General features: G+C 56.1%; 15 protein-coding genes. 9 read left to right on the forward strand and 6 right to left on the reverse strand.

What is annotated here, in order from left to right:
• Positions 1-113: 113 nt before the first annotated feature.
• Positions 114-926: a DeoR/GlpR family DNA-binding transcription regulator gene (locus IBT54_RS17700; RefSeq protein WP_201252596.1), complete on the reverse strand. Its 813-nt coding sequence runs from the start codon at positions 924-926 to the stop codon at positions 114-116.
• Between the two features lie 352 nt (positions 927-1,278).
• Here IBT54_RS17700 and IBT54_RS17705 point away from each other — a divergent pair, with 352 nt between their 5' ends.
• From IBT54_RS17705 to IBT54_RS17740, 8 genes are all read left to right on the forward strand, one after another.
• Entirely contained in the window at positions 1,279-2,076 is a 798-nt protein-coding gene (locus IBT54_RS17705) for a GolD/DthD family dehydrogenase (protein ID WP_201252597.1), read from the forward strand.
• Positions 2,077-2,131: 55 nt separating this feature from the next.
• Positions 2,132-3,067, forward strand: coding sequence for a D-ribose ABC transporter substrate-binding protein (locus IBT54_RS17710; protein WP_201252598.1), 936 nt, complete (start codon positions 2,132-2,134; stop codon positions 3,065-3,067).
• Between the two features lie 45 nt (positions 3,068-3,112).
• Positions 3,113-3,724 carry a DUF2291 family protein gene (locus IBT54_RS17715; RefSeq protein WP_013357648.1) on the forward strand — a complete coding sequence of 204 codons (612 nt, stop codon included), beginning with the start codon at positions 3,113-3,115 and terminating at the stop codon, positions 3,722-3,724.
• Positions 3,725-3,734: 10 nt separating this feature from the next.
• Positions 3,735-5,267: a sugar ABC transporter ATP-binding protein gene (locus tag IBT54_RS17720; RefSeq protein ID WP_201252599.1), complete on the forward strand. Its 1,533-nt coding sequence runs from the start codon at positions 3,735-3,737 to the stop codon at positions 5,265-5,267.
• Between the two features lie 38 nt (positions 5,268-5,305).
• Positions 5,306-6,373: an ABC transporter permease gene (locus tag IBT54_RS17725; protein ID WP_013357650.1), complete on the forward strand. Its 1,068-nt coding sequence runs from the start codon at positions 5,306-5,308 to the stop codon at positions 6,371-6,373.
• A gap of 11 nt (positions 6,374-6,384) precedes the next feature.
• Entirely contained in the window at positions 6,385-7,182 is a 798-nt protein-coding gene (locus tag IBT54_RS17730) for a glucose 1-dehydrogenase (RefSeq protein WP_201252600.1), read from the forward strand.
• A gap of 175 nt (positions 7,183-7,357) precedes the next feature.
• Entirely contained in the window at positions 7,358-8,791 is a 1,434-nt protein-coding gene (locus IBT54_RS17735; RefSeq protein ID WP_051926492.1) for a YchO/YchP family invasin, read from the forward strand.
• 227 nt (positions 8,792-9,018) lie between these two features.
• A complete protein-coding gene (locus IBT54_RS17740; RefSeq protein WP_201252601.1) occupies positions 9,019-10,341 on the forward strand; it encodes a PAS domain-containing methyl-accepting chemotaxis protein in 1,323 nt (440 codons plus the stop codon).
• Positions 10,342-10,495: 154 nt separating this feature from the next.
• Here the strand turns inward: IBT54_RS17740 and IBT54_RS17745 are convergent, their stop codons facing one another.
• From IBT54_RS17745 to IBT54_RS17760, 4 genes are all read right to left on the reverse strand, one after another.
• Positions 10,496-10,732 carry a hypothetical protein gene (locus tag IBT54_RS17745; protein ID WP_033782905.1) on the reverse strand — a complete coding sequence of 79 codons (237 nt, stop codon included), beginning with the start codon at positions 10,730-10,732 and terminating at the stop codon, positions 10,496-10,498.
• Positions 10,733-10,789: 57 nt separating this feature from the next.
• A complete protein-coding gene (locus tag IBT54_RS17750; protein ID WP_201252602.1) occupies positions 10,790-11,284 on the reverse strand; it encodes a MarR family winged helix-turn-helix transcriptional regulator in 495 nt (164 codons plus the stop codon).
• A gap of 335 nt (positions 11,285-11,619) precedes the next feature.
• Positions 11,620-11,931, reverse strand: coding sequence for a hypothetical protein (locus IBT54_RS17755; RefSeq protein WP_013357656.1), 312 nt, complete (start codon positions 11,929-11,931; stop codon positions 11,620-11,622).
• Positions 11,928-13,472 (reverse strand): methyl-accepting chemotaxis protein, encoded by a 1,545-nt coding sequence (locus IBT54_RS17760; protein ID WP_201252603.1) that lies wholly within the window; start codon positions 13,470-13,472, stop codon positions 11,928-11,930. Before IBT54_RS17760 ends, IBT54_RS17755 begins: the two co-directional genes overlap by 4 nt.
• A gap of 605 nt (positions 13,473-14,077) precedes the next feature.
• On the opposite strand from IBT54_RS17760, the gene IBT54_RS17765 reads away from it, so the two are divergent.
• Entirely contained in the window at positions 14,078-15,634 is a 1,557-nt protein-coding gene (locus IBT54_RS17765; protein ID WP_013357658.1) for a bifunctional diguanylate cyclase/phosphodiesterase, read from the forward strand.
• A gap of 76 nt (positions 15,635-15,710) precedes the next feature.
• Here the strand turns inward: IBT54_RS17765 and IBT54_RS17770 are convergent, their stop codons facing one another.
• Positions 15,711-16,784: a porin gene (locus IBT54_RS17770; protein WP_033782909.1), complete on the reverse strand. Its 1,074-nt coding sequence runs from the start codon at positions 16,782-16,784 to the stop codon at positions 15,711-15,713.
• Between the last annotated feature and the right edge of the window lie 869 nt (positions 16,785-17,653).

Raw genomic sequence — 17,653 nt, forward strand, 5'->3', positions numbered from 1 at the left:
TGCACGGTTAGCATTGGTGCGGGTTTGCTGCAATGCCCGCGCTTTCCTGCGCCTGAAATTCTCGTTTCTCAGTGTTCTGGAATCACTCACGGCACTTCGGTACGCATGCTCAATTACATCGCCCGCTTCAGCGGCAGCGGGGCCACCAGCACTTTCACGCCTAAGGCTTCAAACGCTTTAACCTGCGCGGTGCTGATGCCGCTGTCGGTGATCAGGTAGTGGATGTTGCTCCAGTCACAGGGCAGCGCGAACATCGATACCTTGTCGATTTTGCTGGAGTCCGCCACCACGTAAACCGTATTGGCAGATTTGATCATCGCCAGTTTGACCTTGATATCCGTTTCGCTGGGAAAGCTCAGGCCCAGACGCGGTGAAATGCAGGCGGTGGCCAGAAAGAGTTTTTCGGCCAGCACATTTTCAAAAAAGCTGGCCGCTTTCTCGCCCGAGGTGGAGAGCGTCGGGAACTTAAAGGTGCCGCCGGTCAGCAGGATGTTGATCCCCGGTTCGCCGCCCAGTTTCAGGGCGATATTCACTGCGGTGGTCACCACTGATAAGCGGCGGATATGGCTGATGGCATCGGTAATCGCGGTGGTGGTGGTACCGGAATCGAAAATCACCGTGTCGCCATTTTCGATAAGCTGCGCCGCCAGTCGGCCAATCGCCTCTTTCTCCTCCAGATGGGTCTGCCGCTCCAGCAGCATCGCGCCGGTATTCTGCTTGCCCGTCATCAGCGTTGCGCCACCGTGGTAGCGCTGCACAAACCCCTGTTTTTGCAGCATGCGCAGGTCGCTGCGTAATGTGGCTTCAGTCAGTCCAAAGGTCTCGGTCAGCGCTTTGACCGTGACCGTACCATCTTCACGGATCATCTCCAGAATTTTCTCGCGGCGTTGCTGCATGTCAGCGAACTGCTCACTTTTGCTTTTCAATCGAAATGCTCCCTTTTCCAGTAACCTGATGGCTTGGGCGAACAAGGTCTCTGTGGCTGAGTTTAACGCGCCATTTTTATGAATGCGAGACGACCTGAATTGCCTTTGATTTTCGAACGAAAGCAAATAATCCGCAGGTTATTGAATCTTTCAGGGTTTCCGGATTGCAGGCAGCAGGCTTTATTTCGGGACTGGAAGCCAGATCACGTCTTTTCAATCAGATAAGCCGCTTTTAACGGCAGATGGTCGAAATTTGATCTGCCACACATATCATTTCTTTTCGATAGCTTATATTTTTGTTCGAAAATGATTGAGTCAGCGGCATCAGCAAAAATATGAGGGGAAGAGTGGGATGAGTGGTGAATATGACGTAAACCTGCGCTACGGCGTGGATACCGCAATGAACCTGGCCGGTAAGGTGGCGGTGGTGACTGGCGGGCTGGGCGGCATCGCGATGGCGACCAATGGCATGCTGCTGGAGAAGGGCGCACGTCTGGCACTGCTCTATCCGCCGTTTGAAGCGGAGAAAGTTGCCAGTCTGCAGGCGGACTTCGCGGCCGATCGGGTGCAGTTTGTCTGCTGTGACGTTACCAACCCCGCGTCGGTGGAAGAGGCGTTTGACGCGGTGGTTGCCCACTATGGCCGCATCGATATCCTGGTCAACTGCGCAGGCTACGTGATGCTGCAGCCAGTGATTGAGACCGATTTTGCCGAGTGGCAGAAGCAGATCGCGGTGAATCTCACCGGACCTTTCCTCTGCTCGCAGGCTGCCGCACGGCTGATGATTCGTGCCGGTGCGGGCGGCAAGATTATTAATATCGCCTCCCAGGCGGCGTCCATCGCGATCGACAACCATGTCGCCTATACCTCCGCCAAAGCGGGCCTGCTGGGCATGACCAAAGTGATGGCCAAAGAGTTTGCTCCGCACCGCATCAACGTGAATACCCTGTCGCCCACCGTGGTACTGACGCCGATGGGCGAGAAAGCCTGGCGAGGCGAGAAAGGCGAGCAGATGAAAAAGCTGATTCCGCTCGGTCGCTTTGCCTATACCGATGAGATCGCCGCCGCCGTGCTGTTCTTCGCCAGCAACGGCAGCGACATGATTACCGGCGCAGATTTGATGATCGATGGTGGCTTCACCATCTGGTAAGGCCAACCCAACACCCGGGACTTCATACCCTGCCATAACGATAAGAGAGAACATCATGAAAAACCGTACCCTGCTGTGCACTGCCGTGGCTGCCTGTCTGGTTTCTCAGGCGGCGTTGGCCGCCGAAAAAGGCACCATTATGATTCTGGTTAACTCACTCGATAATCCTTACTACGCCTCTGAAGCCAAAGGCGCCAATCTCAAAGCACAGGCGCTGGGGTACAAAACCACGGTGCTGTCGCACGGCGAAGATGTGAAGAAGCAGAGCGAACTGATCGACGCCGCTATCGGTAAGAAAGTGCAGGGTATCGTGCTGGATAACGCCGACTCCACCGCCAGTGTGGCGGCGATCAAAAAAGCCAAAGATGCCGGGATTCCGGTGGTGCTGATCAACCGTGAAATCCCGGTGGATGACGTGGCGCTGGCGCAGATTACCCACAACAACTTTCAGGCGGGTTCAGATGTGGCCAACGTCTTTGTCGAGAAGATGGGTGAAAAGGGCAAATACGCCGAACTCGCCTGTAACCTGGCCGACAATAACTGTGTGACCCGCTCAAAATCGTTCCATCAGGTGCTGGATCAATATCCCGATATGCAGAGTGTGGCGCGTCAGGATGCCAAAGGCACCCTGATCGATGGCAAGCGCATCATGGACAGCATCCTGCAGGCGCACCCGGATGTGAAAGGGGTGATCTGCGGTAACGGTCCGGTCGCGCTGGGCGCGATTGCGGCACTCAAATCAGCCGGTCGCAACGATGTGATCGTGGTAGGGATTGATGGCAGCAACGATGAACGCGATGCGGTGAAAGCAGGCACGCTGAAAGCCACGGTGATGCTGCAGGCCCAGGCGATCGCCGCCGAAGGCGTGACCGATCTCGATAACTTCATTCAGAAAGGCGTGAAGCCGGAAAAACAGCGGGTGATGTTCCGCGGCATTCTGATTACCCCGGAAAACGCCAAAGGCGTCCAGGACTTTAACTACAAGTCGTAATTAACCGCTGCCGCGCCTGCGAAAGCGGGCGCCAGGGAGAAGAAGATGTCCCGAAGAGTCTGGCTGACGCTGGTGGTCATGCTGTCAGGTGGCTGCAAAATTGTGTCGCAGCAGGAGCTGGCTGACCTGAAGAATCCCCCCAATCCGAAGATGGCCAACATCGACCAGCTCTGGCAGCAAAAGCTGGTGCCGCAGGTCCAGGCCGAGGCTAAACCGCTGGCGACGCTGATGTCGTCGCTGCAATCTGCCAAAGACTTTGACAGCGCCTGCCAGACCTACGGCTATCGCAGTCAGGCTGAGAATCCCTGTGTTTTCAGCGTTTCCGTTCGCGGCGAGGTAACGGCTGTCAATACCACTTCCCGCAGCGGAAAGATGGCCGTGAAGGATGAATCAGGTGACAGTGTCACTATACAGGTCGGGCCAATCATTCGTGGCACGGCGTTGCGCGATGTCTATAAAGGCGCGAGCTATCAGGACTTCAACGATCAGGTGCTGTTTGGTGATTACGGCAAGGCGATCAACCAGCACGCCTCAACCCTGATGCAGCAGTTCGCGCCGAAGGTCGGCGACAAAGTGAGTGTTACTGGCGTGTTCAGCAGCTGGGACATTCCGCAACAGCTGCCGGATATCACTCCGGCTGCTATCACCCGGCAATAAGGAGCGGCAGATGCAAAATCCGCAACCGCAAACGTCCGGCGACGTGATTATCGAAACGCGCAACGTGTCGCGTCTCTATCCTGGTGTGACCGCGCTCGATCAGGTCAGCTATCGCGTTTATCGCAACAAAGTGAATGTCCTGATCGGGGAGAACGGGGCCGGCAAGTCCACCATGATGAAGATGCTGGCCGGGGTGGAAACGCCGTCGTCGGGCGAGATTCTGCTGGATGGCCAGGTGGTGTCGCTGAACTCCACCCATCAGGCGGAGAAGCAGGGGATCAGTATCATTTTCCAGGAGCTGAATCTGTTTCCCAACATGAACGTGATGGACAACATTTTTATCGCCAACGAGTTTTTCCAGCGCGGCGTCATCAATGAAAAGTATCAGTACGCGCTGGCGAAGTCGCTACTGCAGCGGCTGCAGCTCGATGTCGATCCCTACGCGCCGCTGGGCGAGCTGGGCATCGGGCATCAGCAACTGGTGGAGATTGCCAGGGCGCTGTCGAAGGATACCCGGGTGTTGATCATGGATGAACCCACCAGCGCCCTGAGCCAGTCGGAAGTGAAAGTGCTGTTCAATGTCATCGATCAGCTGAAGCGGCGCGGCGTCACCATTATCTATATCTCACACCGGCTGGAAGAGCTGATGGAGATAGGCGATCACATCACCATTTTTCGCGATGGGCGCTTTATCAGTGAGCGCGAGGTGCGCGACGCCAGCGTGCCGTGGATTATCGCCCAGATGGTGGGCGATAAGAAAAAACAGTTCGACTATCAGCCTGCGCCACAAGGGGAAACGGTGCTGGAGGTTGAGGGGCTGACCGCGCTGCATCAGAACGGCGGCTACAAGCTTAATGAGGTCAGTTTCAGCCTGCGTAAAGGCGAGGTGATCGGCATTTATGGACTGCTGGGCGCGGGACGCACGGAGCTGTTTAAGGGGCTGATTGGGCTGATGCCTTGTCAGTCGGGCCGGGTCCGGCTGTCCGGTAAGGATCTGGCTAAACGCACTTTTCAGCAGCGGCTGAAAAGCGGCATCGCGTTGGTGCCCGAAGACCGTAAAGGCGAAGGGGTGATTGAACTGATGTCGGTTACCGCCAATATGACGCTTTCTGACTTCAGCCTGCGCGGTTTTCGTCGGGCGCTGGGGCTGCTGAATCCGGGGCGGGAACAGCAGCGGGTCAGTGAGATGATCGGCCATCTGGCGATTAAAGTCAGCGATTCCGATCTGCCGGTCACGGCGCTGAGTGGCGGTAATCAGCAGAAGGTGGTGCTGGGTAAGGCGCTGATGACCGGGCCGCAGGTGGTATTGCTGGATGAGCCGACGCGCGGCATCGATGTCGGTGCCAAAACCGACGTCTATCACCTGATTGGCAATCTGGCGCAACAGGGGCTGGCCGTGATGTTTTCGTCGTCCGAGCTGGATGAGGTGATGGCGCTGGCGGACCGCATTTTAGTGATGGCCGATGGCCGGATAACGGCCGATCTGCCCCGCGCAGCGGCAACGAGAGAACATCTGATCGCGGCATCAACCCCGCAGGATTAAGCACCTGGCCCATTGGGCTAAGCTGGCCGGAGAACGTCATGAACCAAAAATATCTGCTCTATATGTACCTGCTCAAGGCGCGCACCTTTATTGCGTTGCTGATTGTGGTCGGCTTCTTCAGCGTGATGGTGCCGAACTTTCTGACCCCCTCTAACCTGCTGATTATGACGCAGCACGTCGCCATTACCGGGCTGCTGGCGATAGGGATGACGCTGGTGATCCTCACCGGCGGTATCGATCTCTCTGTAGGCGCGGTCGCCGGGATTTGCGGCATGGTGGCGGGTGCGCTGCTGACCAGTGGCATTCCGTTATGGGGCGGCAATACGCTGTTTCTCAACGTGCCTGAAGTGATTCTGGTGGTGGCGATCTTTGGCGTGCTGGTGGGGCTGATTAACGGTACGGTGATCACCCGGCTGGGCGTGGCTCCCTTTATCTGCACCCTGGGCATGATGTATGTGGCGCGCGGTGCGGCACTGCTGTTCAACGATGGCGGCACCTACGCCAATCTGGTCGGGATGCCCGCGCTGGGCAACACCGGTTTTGCCCTGCTGGGTTCCGGTACCGTGCTGGGGGTGTATCTGCCGATCTGGCTGATGCTCGGCTTCTTGCTGCTCGGCCTCTACCTGACGCGCAAAACCCCGCTGGGCCGTTACATCTACGCCATTGGCGGCAATGAGTCCGCCGCGCGGCTGGCGGGCGTGCCGATTATCAAAGTGAAAATTTTTGTTTACGCCTTTTCCGGCCTCTGCGCCGGTCTGGTCGGGCTGGTAGTGGCGTCTCAGTTGCAGACCGCGCATCCGATGACCGGCAACATGTTTGAGATGGACGCCATTGGTGCCACCGTGCTGGGCGGCACGGCGCTGGCGGGCGGACGTGGCCGGGTGTCCGGCTCAATTATTGGCGCGTTCGTTATCGTCTTCCTGGCGGATGGCATGGTGATGATGGGCGTCAGCGATTTCTGGCAGATGGTGATTAAAGGTCTGGTGATTGTCACAGCCGTCGTGATCGACCAGTTCCAGCAACGTCTGCAAAGCAAAGTGGTGCTGCTGCGTCGCCATGAAAAAAAGCAGCAGGCAGTGCCTCTCACTGATATCCGTCACAGTTAACAGGAGCGATTATGAGCCGCGAGCAACGTGGAAAAACAGTGGTGATTACCGGTGCCTGTCGCGGCATCGGTGCCGGGATCGCGGCGCGTTTCGCCCGCGATGGGGCCAGGCTGGTGATGGTGTCGAATGCCGATCGGGTCTTTACCACCGCTGACCAGCTTTCGCAGCAGTATGGCAGTGAGATTCTGGCGCTGCAGGTCGACGTCACAGATGAAGCGGCGGTGCAGCAGCTCTATCAGCAGGCCTTTGAACGCTTTGGTCAGATTGACGTCTCGATTCAGAATGCGGGCGTGATTACCATTGACCGCTTCGACACCATGCCGAAAAGCGACTTTGAACGGATTCTGGCCGTGAACACCACTGCCGTCTGGCTCTGCTGTCGTGAAGCGGCGAAATATATGGTGAAGCAGGGCAGCGGCAGTCTGATTAACACCTCATCTGGGCAGGGACGACAGGGTTTTATTTACACGCCGCACTATGCCGCCAGCAAAATGGGGGTCATCGGCATTACGCAGAGTCTGGCGCTGGAGCTGGCACCGTGGAACATTACGGTCAACGCCTTCTGTCCCGGCATCATTGAGAGTGAGATGTGGGATTACAACGATCGCGTCTGGGGCGAGATCCTCAGCAGCGAGGAGAAAACCTACGGCAAAGGTGAGCTGATGGCGGAGTGGGTGAAAAACATTCCGCTGAAGCGTGCCGGTCAGCCGGAGGATGTGGCCGGGCTGGTGGCGTTTCTGGCTTCAGACGATGCGCGCTATATCACCGGACAGACCATTAACGTGGATGGCGGCTTAATCTTCTCCTGAAGACGCCAGAGATAACCCCGGGCCTGCTGCACAGCAGGCCTTTTTTTGTGCCAGACTTTTCTGGTATATGCACAATTTGCCTCTGCTGTCCTGCATCGCCGTCACAATATGTTAAGGTAACTGTCAATGAATTTGACTTTATCGCAGCAACACATCAATCAACGTGCCGGGTGACATGATACGGAAAACAGGGGTTCTCTCTTTGATTGCGCTGTCGCTCTCTGCCTTGCAGAGCGCCCGTGCGTTTCAGACTGAAACGGCAGTGTCAGAAACGCCATTCGACAATCCTGCGCGCTACAGTGAGTCGCTGCCGACGCTTGGCAGCACCCGCGACGAGGATGAAGCGTGGAGCAAAAAGCTGGCAGCCGTGGCGAAAAGCATCGGTGAAGCGAGTAACAACAGCGACAGCAATGTGACGTTTGGCCAGCAGGCGGGCGTCTGGGCCTTCAATCATCTGCGCGATGAAGTGGCCGACCGGGTCGAGAGTGAAGGGCAGTCACTGCTTTCCCCTTACGGCACCGCGCAGCTCGATCTGAAAGTCGACATGAACGGTAACTTTGCCGGCACGGGCGGCGATCTCTTCAGCGCACTGGCCGACGAGAACAGCCTGCTTACCTTCAGCCAGCTTGGCCTGCATGATACCGGCGAGGGTCTGGTCGGCAATGCGGGACTGGGACAACGCTGGGACGCCGGTAACTGGCTGCTGGGCTACAACGGCTTTGTCGATCATGTCTTCAGCAGCGGCCTGCAGCGCGCCTCGGTGGGGACTGAGGCCTGGAGTGATTCGATGCGTTTCTCTGCCAACTACTATCAGCCGCTTTCCGGCTGGAAAAATCTGGGCAACTCGCAGCAGCAGCGCATGGCGCGCGGCTATGACATCACCAGCCAGAGCTATCTGCCCTTTTATCGTCAACTGGGCGTCTCGGTGAGCTATCAGCAATATCTGGGTGAGAATGTCGATCTGTTTAACAGCGGCAACCGCTATCACAATCCCTCCGCCATGTCGTTTGGCCTCTCTTACACGCCGGTGCCGCTGGTAACGCTGTCGGCCACCCACAAAACCAGCAGTGCCGGTGAAAGCCAGGATCAGCTGGGGCTGAAACTGAACTACCGCTTTGGCGTAGCGCTGAGCCGTCAGCTTGATGCCGGTAACGTCGCCGAAGCGCGCTCCCTGCGCGGCAGCCGTTACGATACCGTGACCCGCAGCGATACGCCGGTGCTCGCATTCCGTCAGCGCAAAACGCTGTCGGTGTTCCTGGCGACACCTCCCTGGCAGTTAAGCAGTGGCGAGAGCCTGCCGCTGAAGCTGCAGGTGCGGGCCAGCAATGACATCAAGGCAGTGAGCTGGCAGGGTGACACGCAGGCGCTGAGCCTGACGCCACCGGCCAATAATGCGGATCCGCAGGGCTGGAGTGTGATCCTACCGCAATGGGATCCGTCGCCAGACGCCAGCAACGAATACCGGCTGTCGGTGACGCTGGAGGACAGCAAGCAGCAGCGTGTCACCTCTAACTGGATCACCCTGAAAATTGAGCCGCCGATGGCCATGGACGCATCCCCGCAGAACGATCGTTACGATTTAATGGCACCCACCGGCACGGCGCTCTAACGGAAACCTGCCAGCACGGCGCTGGCAGGTAAATCCGGCCGGCGCGGTGCATGGCACGTCCGGCCGAGTTCATCACAGAGTCGTGCTGATGACAGGCTAACGTCAGGCTTATGTGTCAGTAGTAACATCGTGTTGCAATCATCAGCCGCAACTATCGCAGCGATGCGTAAGGGACGCCGGCAATATGCCGATAACAAAAGCAATTCCACCGCTTACTGGTCCTGCTGATGCGCCTGAGTTTACTGAAATATCTTGTCCCTTCTTTTCTCCGTCAGCGTGGCCTGCACGCCGCCGCGTCATTCCGATCGCTGGGGCGCGCTATGCCCGTGATTGAGTTCACGCCTGAGGGCATTATTCAGAAAGCCAGCCCGCTATTTCTGGCGGCCATGGGATACCGGGCGGAAGAAATTGTTGGTCAGCATCACAGCATGTTCTGTCCGCCCGCGCTGGTGAACTCGCCAGAATATCGCCGTTTCTGGCAGCGTCTGGCGGCAGGTGAAAGCTTCAGTGATAAATATCTGCGGCTGGCTAAAGGCATGCGACCAGTCTGGCTGGAGGCAAGCTATATTCCGGTGACTGACCGGCGCGGACGGGTTTTCAAAATCGTGAAAATAGCCGCGGATATTTCAGAGAGAATGCAGTCATCACTGGAGCAGGAGTCGATTATCAATGCGATCAGCCGCTCCATGGCCGTAATCGCCTTTCGTCCTGACGGCCACGTGCTGGAGGCAAATGATAACTTCCTGAAGGCTACCGGCTATCAGGCTGCCGAAGTCATAGGAAAGCATCACCGGCTTTTCTGTTCGGATGCGCTCTCTCAGAGTGAGGAGTACCGGCAGTTCTGGTTGAGGCTGAATCAGGGCGAGTTCTTTTCGGGCCAGTTTCCCCGTCTTAACCGGCGTGGCGAACCGCTCTGGCTCAGGGCCACTTACAATCCGGTATTCAACAGCGATGGACAGCTTACTAAAATTGTTAAATTCGCCACCGATGTGACGGAACAGGTGCTGCGTAATCAGCAGGAGTATGACGCGGCGTTAAATGCCTGGAACATGGCTGTCCAGACGCGGGGAAGTGCACAGGCGGGCGCGGGTGTTATCGACAACAGCATTCAGATGATCAGCCGGATTGCTGAAGAGATGAGTGTGGTGTCGGCAGACGTCACGCGCCTGAACAGCCAGTCTGACAGCATTGATGGCATGGTTGAAACCATCCGGCGCTTTGCCATGCAGACCCGCCTTATTGCACTGAATGCTGCCATTGAAGCGGCGCGCGCAGGCACGTCGGGCCGCAGCTTTGCCGTCGTGGCGGCAGAGGTCCGCAGCCTGGCGGCCAGCGTCAGCAGTGCGACCGAAGAAATTGAGCGGGTGGTAGCAGGGAATAATCAACTGGCCAGAGAGGTGCTGCGGGGAATTGAAACTTCGCTGGCGAACACCGGTCAGGGGGTACTGTTGATGCGTGAGGCGGGGGAAGTGATAGCCAGCATTCAGAAAGATTCAGAGCGGGTTGAAAGCGCCGTCAGAGACGTTGCCCGGGCAGCGCATAGCGAATAACGACGTCTGAACCGGCCGGATAAACAGGGCCGGTGAAGGCGTGCCCCTGAAGAACAGGGATTCATTGGGCCAGGTCCGGCGTTGTTACGAACAGGAGAATGAGGAATGGCGATTGTGACGCTTACCTTAAAAGCGTCGCTCAGCCCGGCAGGGGTCAGTTAACCAGTTTCGTCACGACACGAACGGCTCTGGCGTAAACTTCTCTCTGGCCGTTGACCGATCGCGCTTCCTGTTGTTTCAGGAACGCGATGATTTCCTGTATGCCTGCCGTTTTGCCTGACTTCAGCAGGCTGGAAACAGCCTGTCCTACCACGGCATAGACATCATCCATATCCGCTGGTTTATCGGTACTCAAAAGAAACTCCAGTGCAGCAATTCTGCTGAAAAGCATCTGATCGGACAACGCTTCGGTGATTCAGCCTGCCCGCACGTTTATCGAAAGCCAGCATCATGGCAGGGCCTTAAGCAGTTTTTCCCGCAGCGTGGCAACCTGGGTCGTCAGTTCACCAAGCTCACTGCAGGCGGTATCCATTACGGAGATCATATCGGCCGGGACGCCCGCCGCCGCGACTTTGAGCTGGTGGCCCTGTTCCGTCAGGGAGACCACAACCCGGCGCTCATCCTTCCCGGTGTCACGCTGCCGACAGATGATGCCTGCGCTCTCCAGCCGCTTCAGAAGCTGACTGAGTGTGCCGGAATCCAGCCGCACGCGTGCGCCAATATCGGAGACGGTCAGGGCATCTTTTTCCCACAGCACCAGCAGTACCAGATACTGCGGATAGGTCAGCCCCAGCGGTTTCAGCCGCGACTGATAGAGCTTTGTCATGGCGAGCGATGCGGAGTAGAGCGCAAAGCAGAGAAACTGGTCGATGGTTTCAGGCGCTGCACTGGCGGGAGAGGTATCAGCGATCCCCGCGGTTTCATCATTCATATCTTTACTCATTCTCAGTCCGGGGCAGGAGAGCCAGACCACCGGTGGCTTGTCAGCCCTGAAGTCTTGCTAAGCGTGTATCGGGAAGATGCGGACTGCGGCAGCATCTTTTGTCGGGTGTCAGACACCCAACTTTCAGGCGCTTTCGCGGCGAGAGGAAAAGCCGTTGGCTGCGCCTCCGTGTGAAAGGTGGCTCAGTATTGAGTCAAATTAAATTGAAGTCAACATAACCGGGCGTAGCCCCTGGCACACAACGTGCGCCAGGGGCAAATCGGCTGAAATTTGCCGCATCATTTAAGCGTTTAACGCAGAAGCGAATGTCGCACACTGTCAGCGCCACGATCAGGTCATCGGGTAATGACCGCGCAGCGCAGAAAGTTATCCATGACCGCAATCATTCTTCCCACCGCCAGCAGGTCAGCGGCCAGTAGCAGGTCGCTACGCACCAGTTTATCCATCAGGGCGCGGTCACTCATGTGCGCCTGAATCCGGCTGTAAAGCTCGGTCAGATGTATCCAGTTATTGGCGAAGGTATCCACGCTCAGATACTCCCCTTCGCTGAGCTGCTGCAGCAGAATATCCACGTCCTGTTTTAGCCCGCCGATACGGCTGATAAGATCAGCCGTATCGGCGGAACGGTGTCCGCCGGAAGGGTTCATACGGTGAAGGTCCCGACCATGCCACGCAGGTCGCGCGCCTGCGCCAGCAGGGACTGTGACGCAGAAGAGGACTCTTGTACCAGCGCGGCGTTATTCTGCGTGACGCCGTCCATCTGACTCACCGCAATGCTGACCTGGGAGATGCCCTGCATCTGCTCACCGGAGGAGAGTGAAAGGTTGTCCATGGCATCGGCCAGTTCACCTACGCGGCTGACAATTTTCAGGATGCGCTCACCCGTTCCTGCGGCCACCGTGACACCTTCCTCGACCTGCGTCACCGCCTGCTCAATCAGCTGCTTGATGTCGCGTGCCGCAGTGGCGCTGCGCTGGGCCAGCGATCGGACCTCACCCGCGACCACGGCAAATCCGCGACCGTCTTCCCCGGCACGTGCTGCTTCTACTGCGGCGTTAAGCGCCAGAATATTGGTCTGGAAAGCGATGCCCTCAATCACCGACGTAATGTCACGCACCCGCACGGCACTCAGCGAAATGTCATGCATGGTTTCTGACAGGCGCTGAACATCCGCTTCGCCTGCATGAGCCAGTGTGGCAGCCTCGCGTGCTGAACCCGCCGTCTGCTGCGCGCCCGCCGCATTGCTTTTTACCGTGGCGGTGAGCTGCTCCATGCTCGCTGCGGTTTCCTGCAGCGCAGCAGCCTGCTGCTCGGTACGGGATGACAGCTCACTGTTGCCCTGGGAAATCTCATCGGCCGCCAGCGCCACCGAAGCGGAAGCATCCTTGATTTGCGTTACCAGCCCGCGCAGATTGGTCTGCATACCGCTTAACGAAGCAAGCAGGCTGGTGCTGTCGCCACCGCGCAGCGTAACCGCGGAGGTGAGATCACCAGCCGCGATCGCGGCAGCCAGCGCCTGTGCCTGAACAGGTTCGCCGCCCAGCTGACGCATCAGCATACGCACAATAAACGCGCAGGTGGCGACCGCAGCCAGCACGGAGATCGCTGCCAGGATGATCAGTATCCAGGTGGTACGGGCGATAGCGTTCCCGTTTTCCACCACCGCATCCCGACTGTTGCGCATCTCCAGCTCAGTCAGATCGTTGATCGCTTTAAGCAGAGTCTGCTGCGCAGGACGCGCTACGGTTAATAGATAGTCGGTAACCTCCTGCTGACGGTTTTCCAGCCCGAGTTTTCCGGCGTTCATCAGGGTGGATAGCGCGGCCTCTTCGGCAGATTCAATTCTGCTCATCGCCTCACGTCCCGCGGGGCCGGCGTCAGTCTGCATCATGCGCGACAGCGCTTCACGATTGCTGATGTAAAGCGCCCGCTGTTTTTGCAGACGTTCCCATTCTGGCTTCATCGCAACAGGATCGGTCATCAGGGCCAGGTTACGCACTGCAATGGCCATATCCCGCACGCCGCCACGCATATCCAGCACGGTCTGGTACTTTTTCAGCCGGACATTGACCACCTCGTCCATGCTATTACGGGCGCTGTTCAGCGCCTGAATCGCGGTACCGGCACAAATAATAAACAGCAAAATCAGCAGGCCAAAACCTGCGCTAAGGCGCGTTGAGATTTTCATCGATCTTCCAGAAGAGTTCGTTGGGTAACTCGGTATCGGCAGCCGGAGAGGGTTCTGTAGGGTTGTACTTAACTAAATTGAGTGCTATTTAGTTTTGTGCGATAAAAGTACGATATGCCGGAATGTCTACCATGCAATCAGACCACCGGTAATAAATAAAAAAGCGTCGTGCTTCCAGGCTTTGTCACGCAAATTTGCGCAACGACTGACGGTAGCGATAACAGGGCAAGTTCTTGTTAATTCGTAAGTTAATGTCCCTTTCACAGTACATCCTGACGCGCTGTGTAGTGTCCCGCCTTTTCGGTCGTATAACCCGTCGAAACCGTCGTAATGCATAAATATAACCGGACCGGCCTGTTAATCTGGTCGCCGCTGCCGATAGAACACTCATCGATATTGATGACGTCACCGGCACGCGCCGCGCAGAGCAGGTCTTCTGTTGTGCTGGCGCGAGGCGGGTGGGAACGCGTGATTTCTATGAGCAGAAATAGCGGAGGGGTGATTATCGTCGGCAGTTAAGCTGACAGGCTATGAGAAATCCACCCCGGGTTTTTACAGATAATTAAAACAACACTCTGACACTCTCCATCACCGGGAATGAACGCATGCGCCTGAAACTTTTCTGGCTCGCAGTGCTGAATATTGCGACCATCATTTTACTCTCCATACTGTGGGAATTCGGGCTTGAGGCGCGGATTTCCAGCCTGCTGGGCCTGGGCTACGATCCCGGTTTCGAAACCAGCGAGCGGGTGCGTTTTATCCTGACTGCGACTGCATTTGCCGGGCTGGCAATGATTATTCCGGCGCTGTTTATCGTGAATCTGGTCCGCAGATCGCTGAGTGCAGAAAAAAACGCACTCAGGCTGGCCGGCACGGATGCGCTGACCGGCGTGATGAATCGCCGATCATTCACCGCACACCTTGCTGCGCTGAATACCGGCGAGGTGCCTTATACCCTGACGCTGCTCGACATCAATGATTTCAAGAGTATCAATGACCTGAACGGTCATCGTCAGGGCGACGCCACGCTGGTTGCGCTGGCCGGACTGCTGACCACCTCGGCGGGCACGCAGAGCCAGGTGTTTCGCATTGGTGGGGATGAGTTTGCTATCGTAACCGCGGCGTCGCAGGCTGAGCAGGCGCTGGCCGCCGCTGAAAGTCTCTGTCAGCATGCAGCATCCATCCGGACCGGCCCGCATACCTTCCTCAGTCTCTCTGCAGGCATTGCCAGTTCAGCCTGCACCGGGCAGGCCGATGTGGTGCGGGCGGCGGATCTGGCGCTGTACGAAGCTAAACAGAACACGCGTTCTCATCTGGCGCGATTCACACCAGACATGGAGCTGCGCTTTCGCCAGCGGGAAAGGCTGGAGCAGGAGGTCGTTGCTGCCGTCAGCGGCCACGCCATCGTTCCCTTTCTGCAGCCGCTGGTGTCGCTGCGAAGCGGAAACATTACCGGCTTTGAAATACTGGCACGCTGGATCACCGCGTCGGGGCAGACGGTTTCACCCGCTGAGTTTCTGCCGGTGGTGGAACGGCTTGGGCTGATGGACAGCATGACGGTGGCGCTGCTGCAGGATGCGGTCAGTGCAACACGGGCATGGCCTGCCGGGCTCTGCCTGTCGCTGAACATTACCCCGGAGCAGCTGCTGAGACCGTCGCTGACCACCTGTCTGTCCCGCATCATGCAGCATGCCGGACCGGTCATGCTGGAACTGGAGATCACGGAACAGAACGTCATGGCTATCTCTGATGATGCCCGTGAAGCGATCCGCCTGCTGAAAGAGGCCGGTATTGGCGTGGTACTGGACGATTTCGGCACTGGCTATTCCAACCTCTCCGTACTGCTGGGGCTGGGGATTACCAAAATCAAAATTGATCAGACGTTTATTGCCGGAATTGTGACCGGGTCGGAGCAGCGTAAAGTCGTGGAAACGCTGCTGGCGCTCTGTCAGGGGCTGAATGTGGTGATTACGGCAGAGGGCATCGAGGATGTCGCTACACTGCGGTGGCTGAGAAAACGCGGCTGTGATTATGGTCAGGGGTATCTTTTCAGCCGTCCGGTGCCTGCCGGGCAGGCAACCACGCTGCTGGCATCGGCCAACGTAGAAGAGCTGATGCAGGAAGAGGCTGTGGCGGTTAACTTAGTCAGGGCGCTGGGCTAAACTGGCGTGAGAACGGATTATGGCTGGCATGAGTCAGTAAACAGGCCCGGCAGGAAGCGCCGGGCCTGCTGTCTCATCAGAACTGGTAAATCAGACCCAGCGCGGTGATGTCGTCGGTCGCCAGACCGAGCGGGTTATTATCTTTCAACAGGTTGATGCGGTATTCACCATAGACCGACATGTTCTTGTTGAAGTAGTAAGTGGCACCCACGGCGGTGTACTTAATAATGTCGGCATCGCCGATATTTTCAATCTCTTTGCCCTTCGATGAGACGTAACCCACGGATGGGCGGAAGCCGTTCAGGAACTGATACTGCGCCACGGCTTCAAAGTTTTGCGCTTTGTTGGCGAAGCCGCCGCTGATCGGCGTGGCGTTCAGGGTTTCGCCGTACATTGCGGCCAGATAAACCTGGTTCGCATCATATTTGACTGAGGTTGCCCAGTGCTGGGCTTTTTCGCCTTCACCGCGTGCGGCTGCGTTCTGCGCCGTGGTGCGATCCAGGCTGGCAAACGCGCCAGCGAAGCTCAGGCCGAAATCGAAGTCATAAGACGCGGAGAGGGCAAAACCATCGCCATTCGAACGACGCACGCCGTCGATGTTACTGCTGCGGTCGTTTTTACCCTGATACTGTGCAGCAAGGTTTAACCCGTCTACCAGACCAAAGAAATCACTGTTACGCCAGGTCAGCACGCCGGTTGAGCGGCCAGAGAGGAAGGCGTCGGTATAACCGGAATCGCCGCCGAAGAACGGCAGCATATCGGTGTAACTCAGCGCGTCATAGACCAGGCCATAGTTACGTCCGTAATCCAGCGCACCGGCCTTACCAAATTTCAGGCCAGCATAGCCCAGACGGGTACGGTTGGTGGCCTGTGCGTCACTGCCTTCAGAGTTGTGAAGGCTGTACTGATACTGCCAGAAGCCATAACCGGTGAGCTGATCGGTAATCTTCGTCTCACCCTTAAAACCAAAACGGGCATAAGAAGAGGTATCACCGTTGTTGTTATCGTCGTCAGAAAAGAGGTGTGACACGTTAATCTTGCCGACCAGGTCCAGCTTATTGCCATCCTTGTTATAAATTTCTGCGGCCTGTGCGGAAGAAAGACCGATCAGTAACGGCATAATAGCCGTCAGTAAAGTGCGCTTCATCATTTAATTATTACCCTGTATTCATTAATTATTATTCCCCTGTTTCGGGGTGAAATGAAAATGACACAAAAAGTTAAAATTACAAAGCGTAATAAAAGTAACAAAATGTGATGTCTATATTCAGCTAATGAATAACAGCAGGGGACAGAAGATTAAATGACAAGGTAATAAGATTTTCTTCTAATAAAACCTTAAGGGGGTATGGTGTAAAACTACATTTTAATCAATAAATTAGTTAAAAAAACACACTATAATCCATAAGTTAACTGTATATAATTGAATCACATCACTCCCTGTATTAATTATAGTGAGTTTTATGAAATTGATAATTTCACAAGGATTCCCTTCTAATCATTAGTCTGCATATTAATATCTGTTCATCTTTTCAGAAATATTATTTCCCGCCCGATAATCACGTCAGAAATAATCTGCACGACACTGATTAAAGTGTCATCACATTGATCATTAATTAATCGATGACAGGCGGTAAAATTAATCCGCCAGGCGTGATAAATGAAAATAGTTTGTTAATTTTCGCTATTTAGCGCTCTTAGTTCAGGCGAAATCCGGCGACCACCGCTGCACCAGTGAGAGGCAAACTGCGCTAAAACAGGGCAGGAAATGGGTTTTTATGGAGAGATAATTTAGCAGCGATCACAAAAGCGATATTTCATCCCGCGAATGCATAATTCCGCTGTTTAAAACCCGGCTTTGCCGCTGCAATCAGACAATTATTCACTATATATGCAAATTAAGTGAATATTGTCAGCATCTAACTCATTGATATTCCGTTGTGATGACCATTTTATGCATTAATTATCTGGCTGGCACGTTAACTGCACTCTACAGTAGGGCTGCACTACAACATCCTT

Origin of the sequence: Pantoea sp. S62, from assembly GCF_016658625.1 — a bacterium.
GTDB lineage: Bacteria > Pseudomonadota > Gammaproteobacteria > Enterobacterales > Enterobacteriaceae > Pantoea > Pantoea vagans.

Coding starts and splice junctions, on each gene's coding strand:
- IBT54_RS17705 (WP_201252597.1), top strand. CDS start 1,279: ATGAGTGGTGAATATGACGTAAACCTGCGCTACGGCGTGGATACCGCA.
- IBT54_RS17710 (WP_201252598.1), top strand. CDS start 2,132: ATGAAAAACCGTACCCTGCTGTGCACTGCCGTGGCTGCCTGTCTGGTT.
- IBT54_RS17715 (WP_013357648.1), top strand. CDS start 3,113: ATGTCCCGAAGAGTCTGGCTGACGCTGGTGGTCATGCTGTCAGGTGGC.
- IBT54_RS17720 (WP_201252599.1), top strand. CDS start 3,735: ATGCAAAATCCGCAACCGCAAACGTCCGGCGACGTGATTATCGAAACG.
- IBT54_RS17725 (WP_013357650.1), top strand. CDS start 5,306: ATGAACCAAAAATATCTGCTCTATATGTACCTGCTCAAGGCGCGCACC.
- IBT54_RS17730 (WP_201252600.1), top strand. CDS start 6,385: ATGAGCCGCGAGCAACGTGGAAAAACAGTGGTGATTACCGGTGCCTGT.
- IBT54_RS17735 (WP_051926492.1), top strand. CDS start 7,358: ATGATACGGAAAACAGGGGTTCTCTCTTTGATTGCGCTGTCGCTCTCT.
- IBT54_RS17740 (WP_201252601.1), top strand. CDS start 9,019: ATGCGCCTGAGTTTACTGAAATATCTTGTCCCTTCTTTTCTCCGTCAG.
- IBT54_RS17745 (WP_033782905.1), bottom strand. CDS start 10,732: ATGCTTTTCAGCAGAATTGCTGCACTGGAGTTTCTTTTGAGTACCGAT.
- IBT54_RS17750 (WP_201252602.1), bottom strand. CDS start 11,284: ATGAGTAAAGATATGAATGATGAAACCGCGGGGATCGCTGATACCTCT.
- IBT54_RS17755 (WP_013357656.1), bottom strand. CDS start 11,931: ATGAACCCTTCCGGCGGACACCGTTCCGCCGATACGGCTGATCTTATC.
- IBT54_RS17760 (WP_201252603.1), bottom strand. CDS start 13,472: ATGAAAATCTCAACGCGCCTTAGCGCAGGTTTTGGCCTGCTGATTTTG.
- IBT54_RS17765 (WP_013357658.1), top strand. CDS start 14,078: ATGCGCCTGAAACTTTTCTGGCTCGCAGTGCTGAATATTGCGACCATC.
- IBT54_RS17770 (WP_033782909.1), bottom strand. CDS start 16,784: ATGATGAAGCGCACTTTACTGACGGCTATTATGCCGTTACTGATCGGT.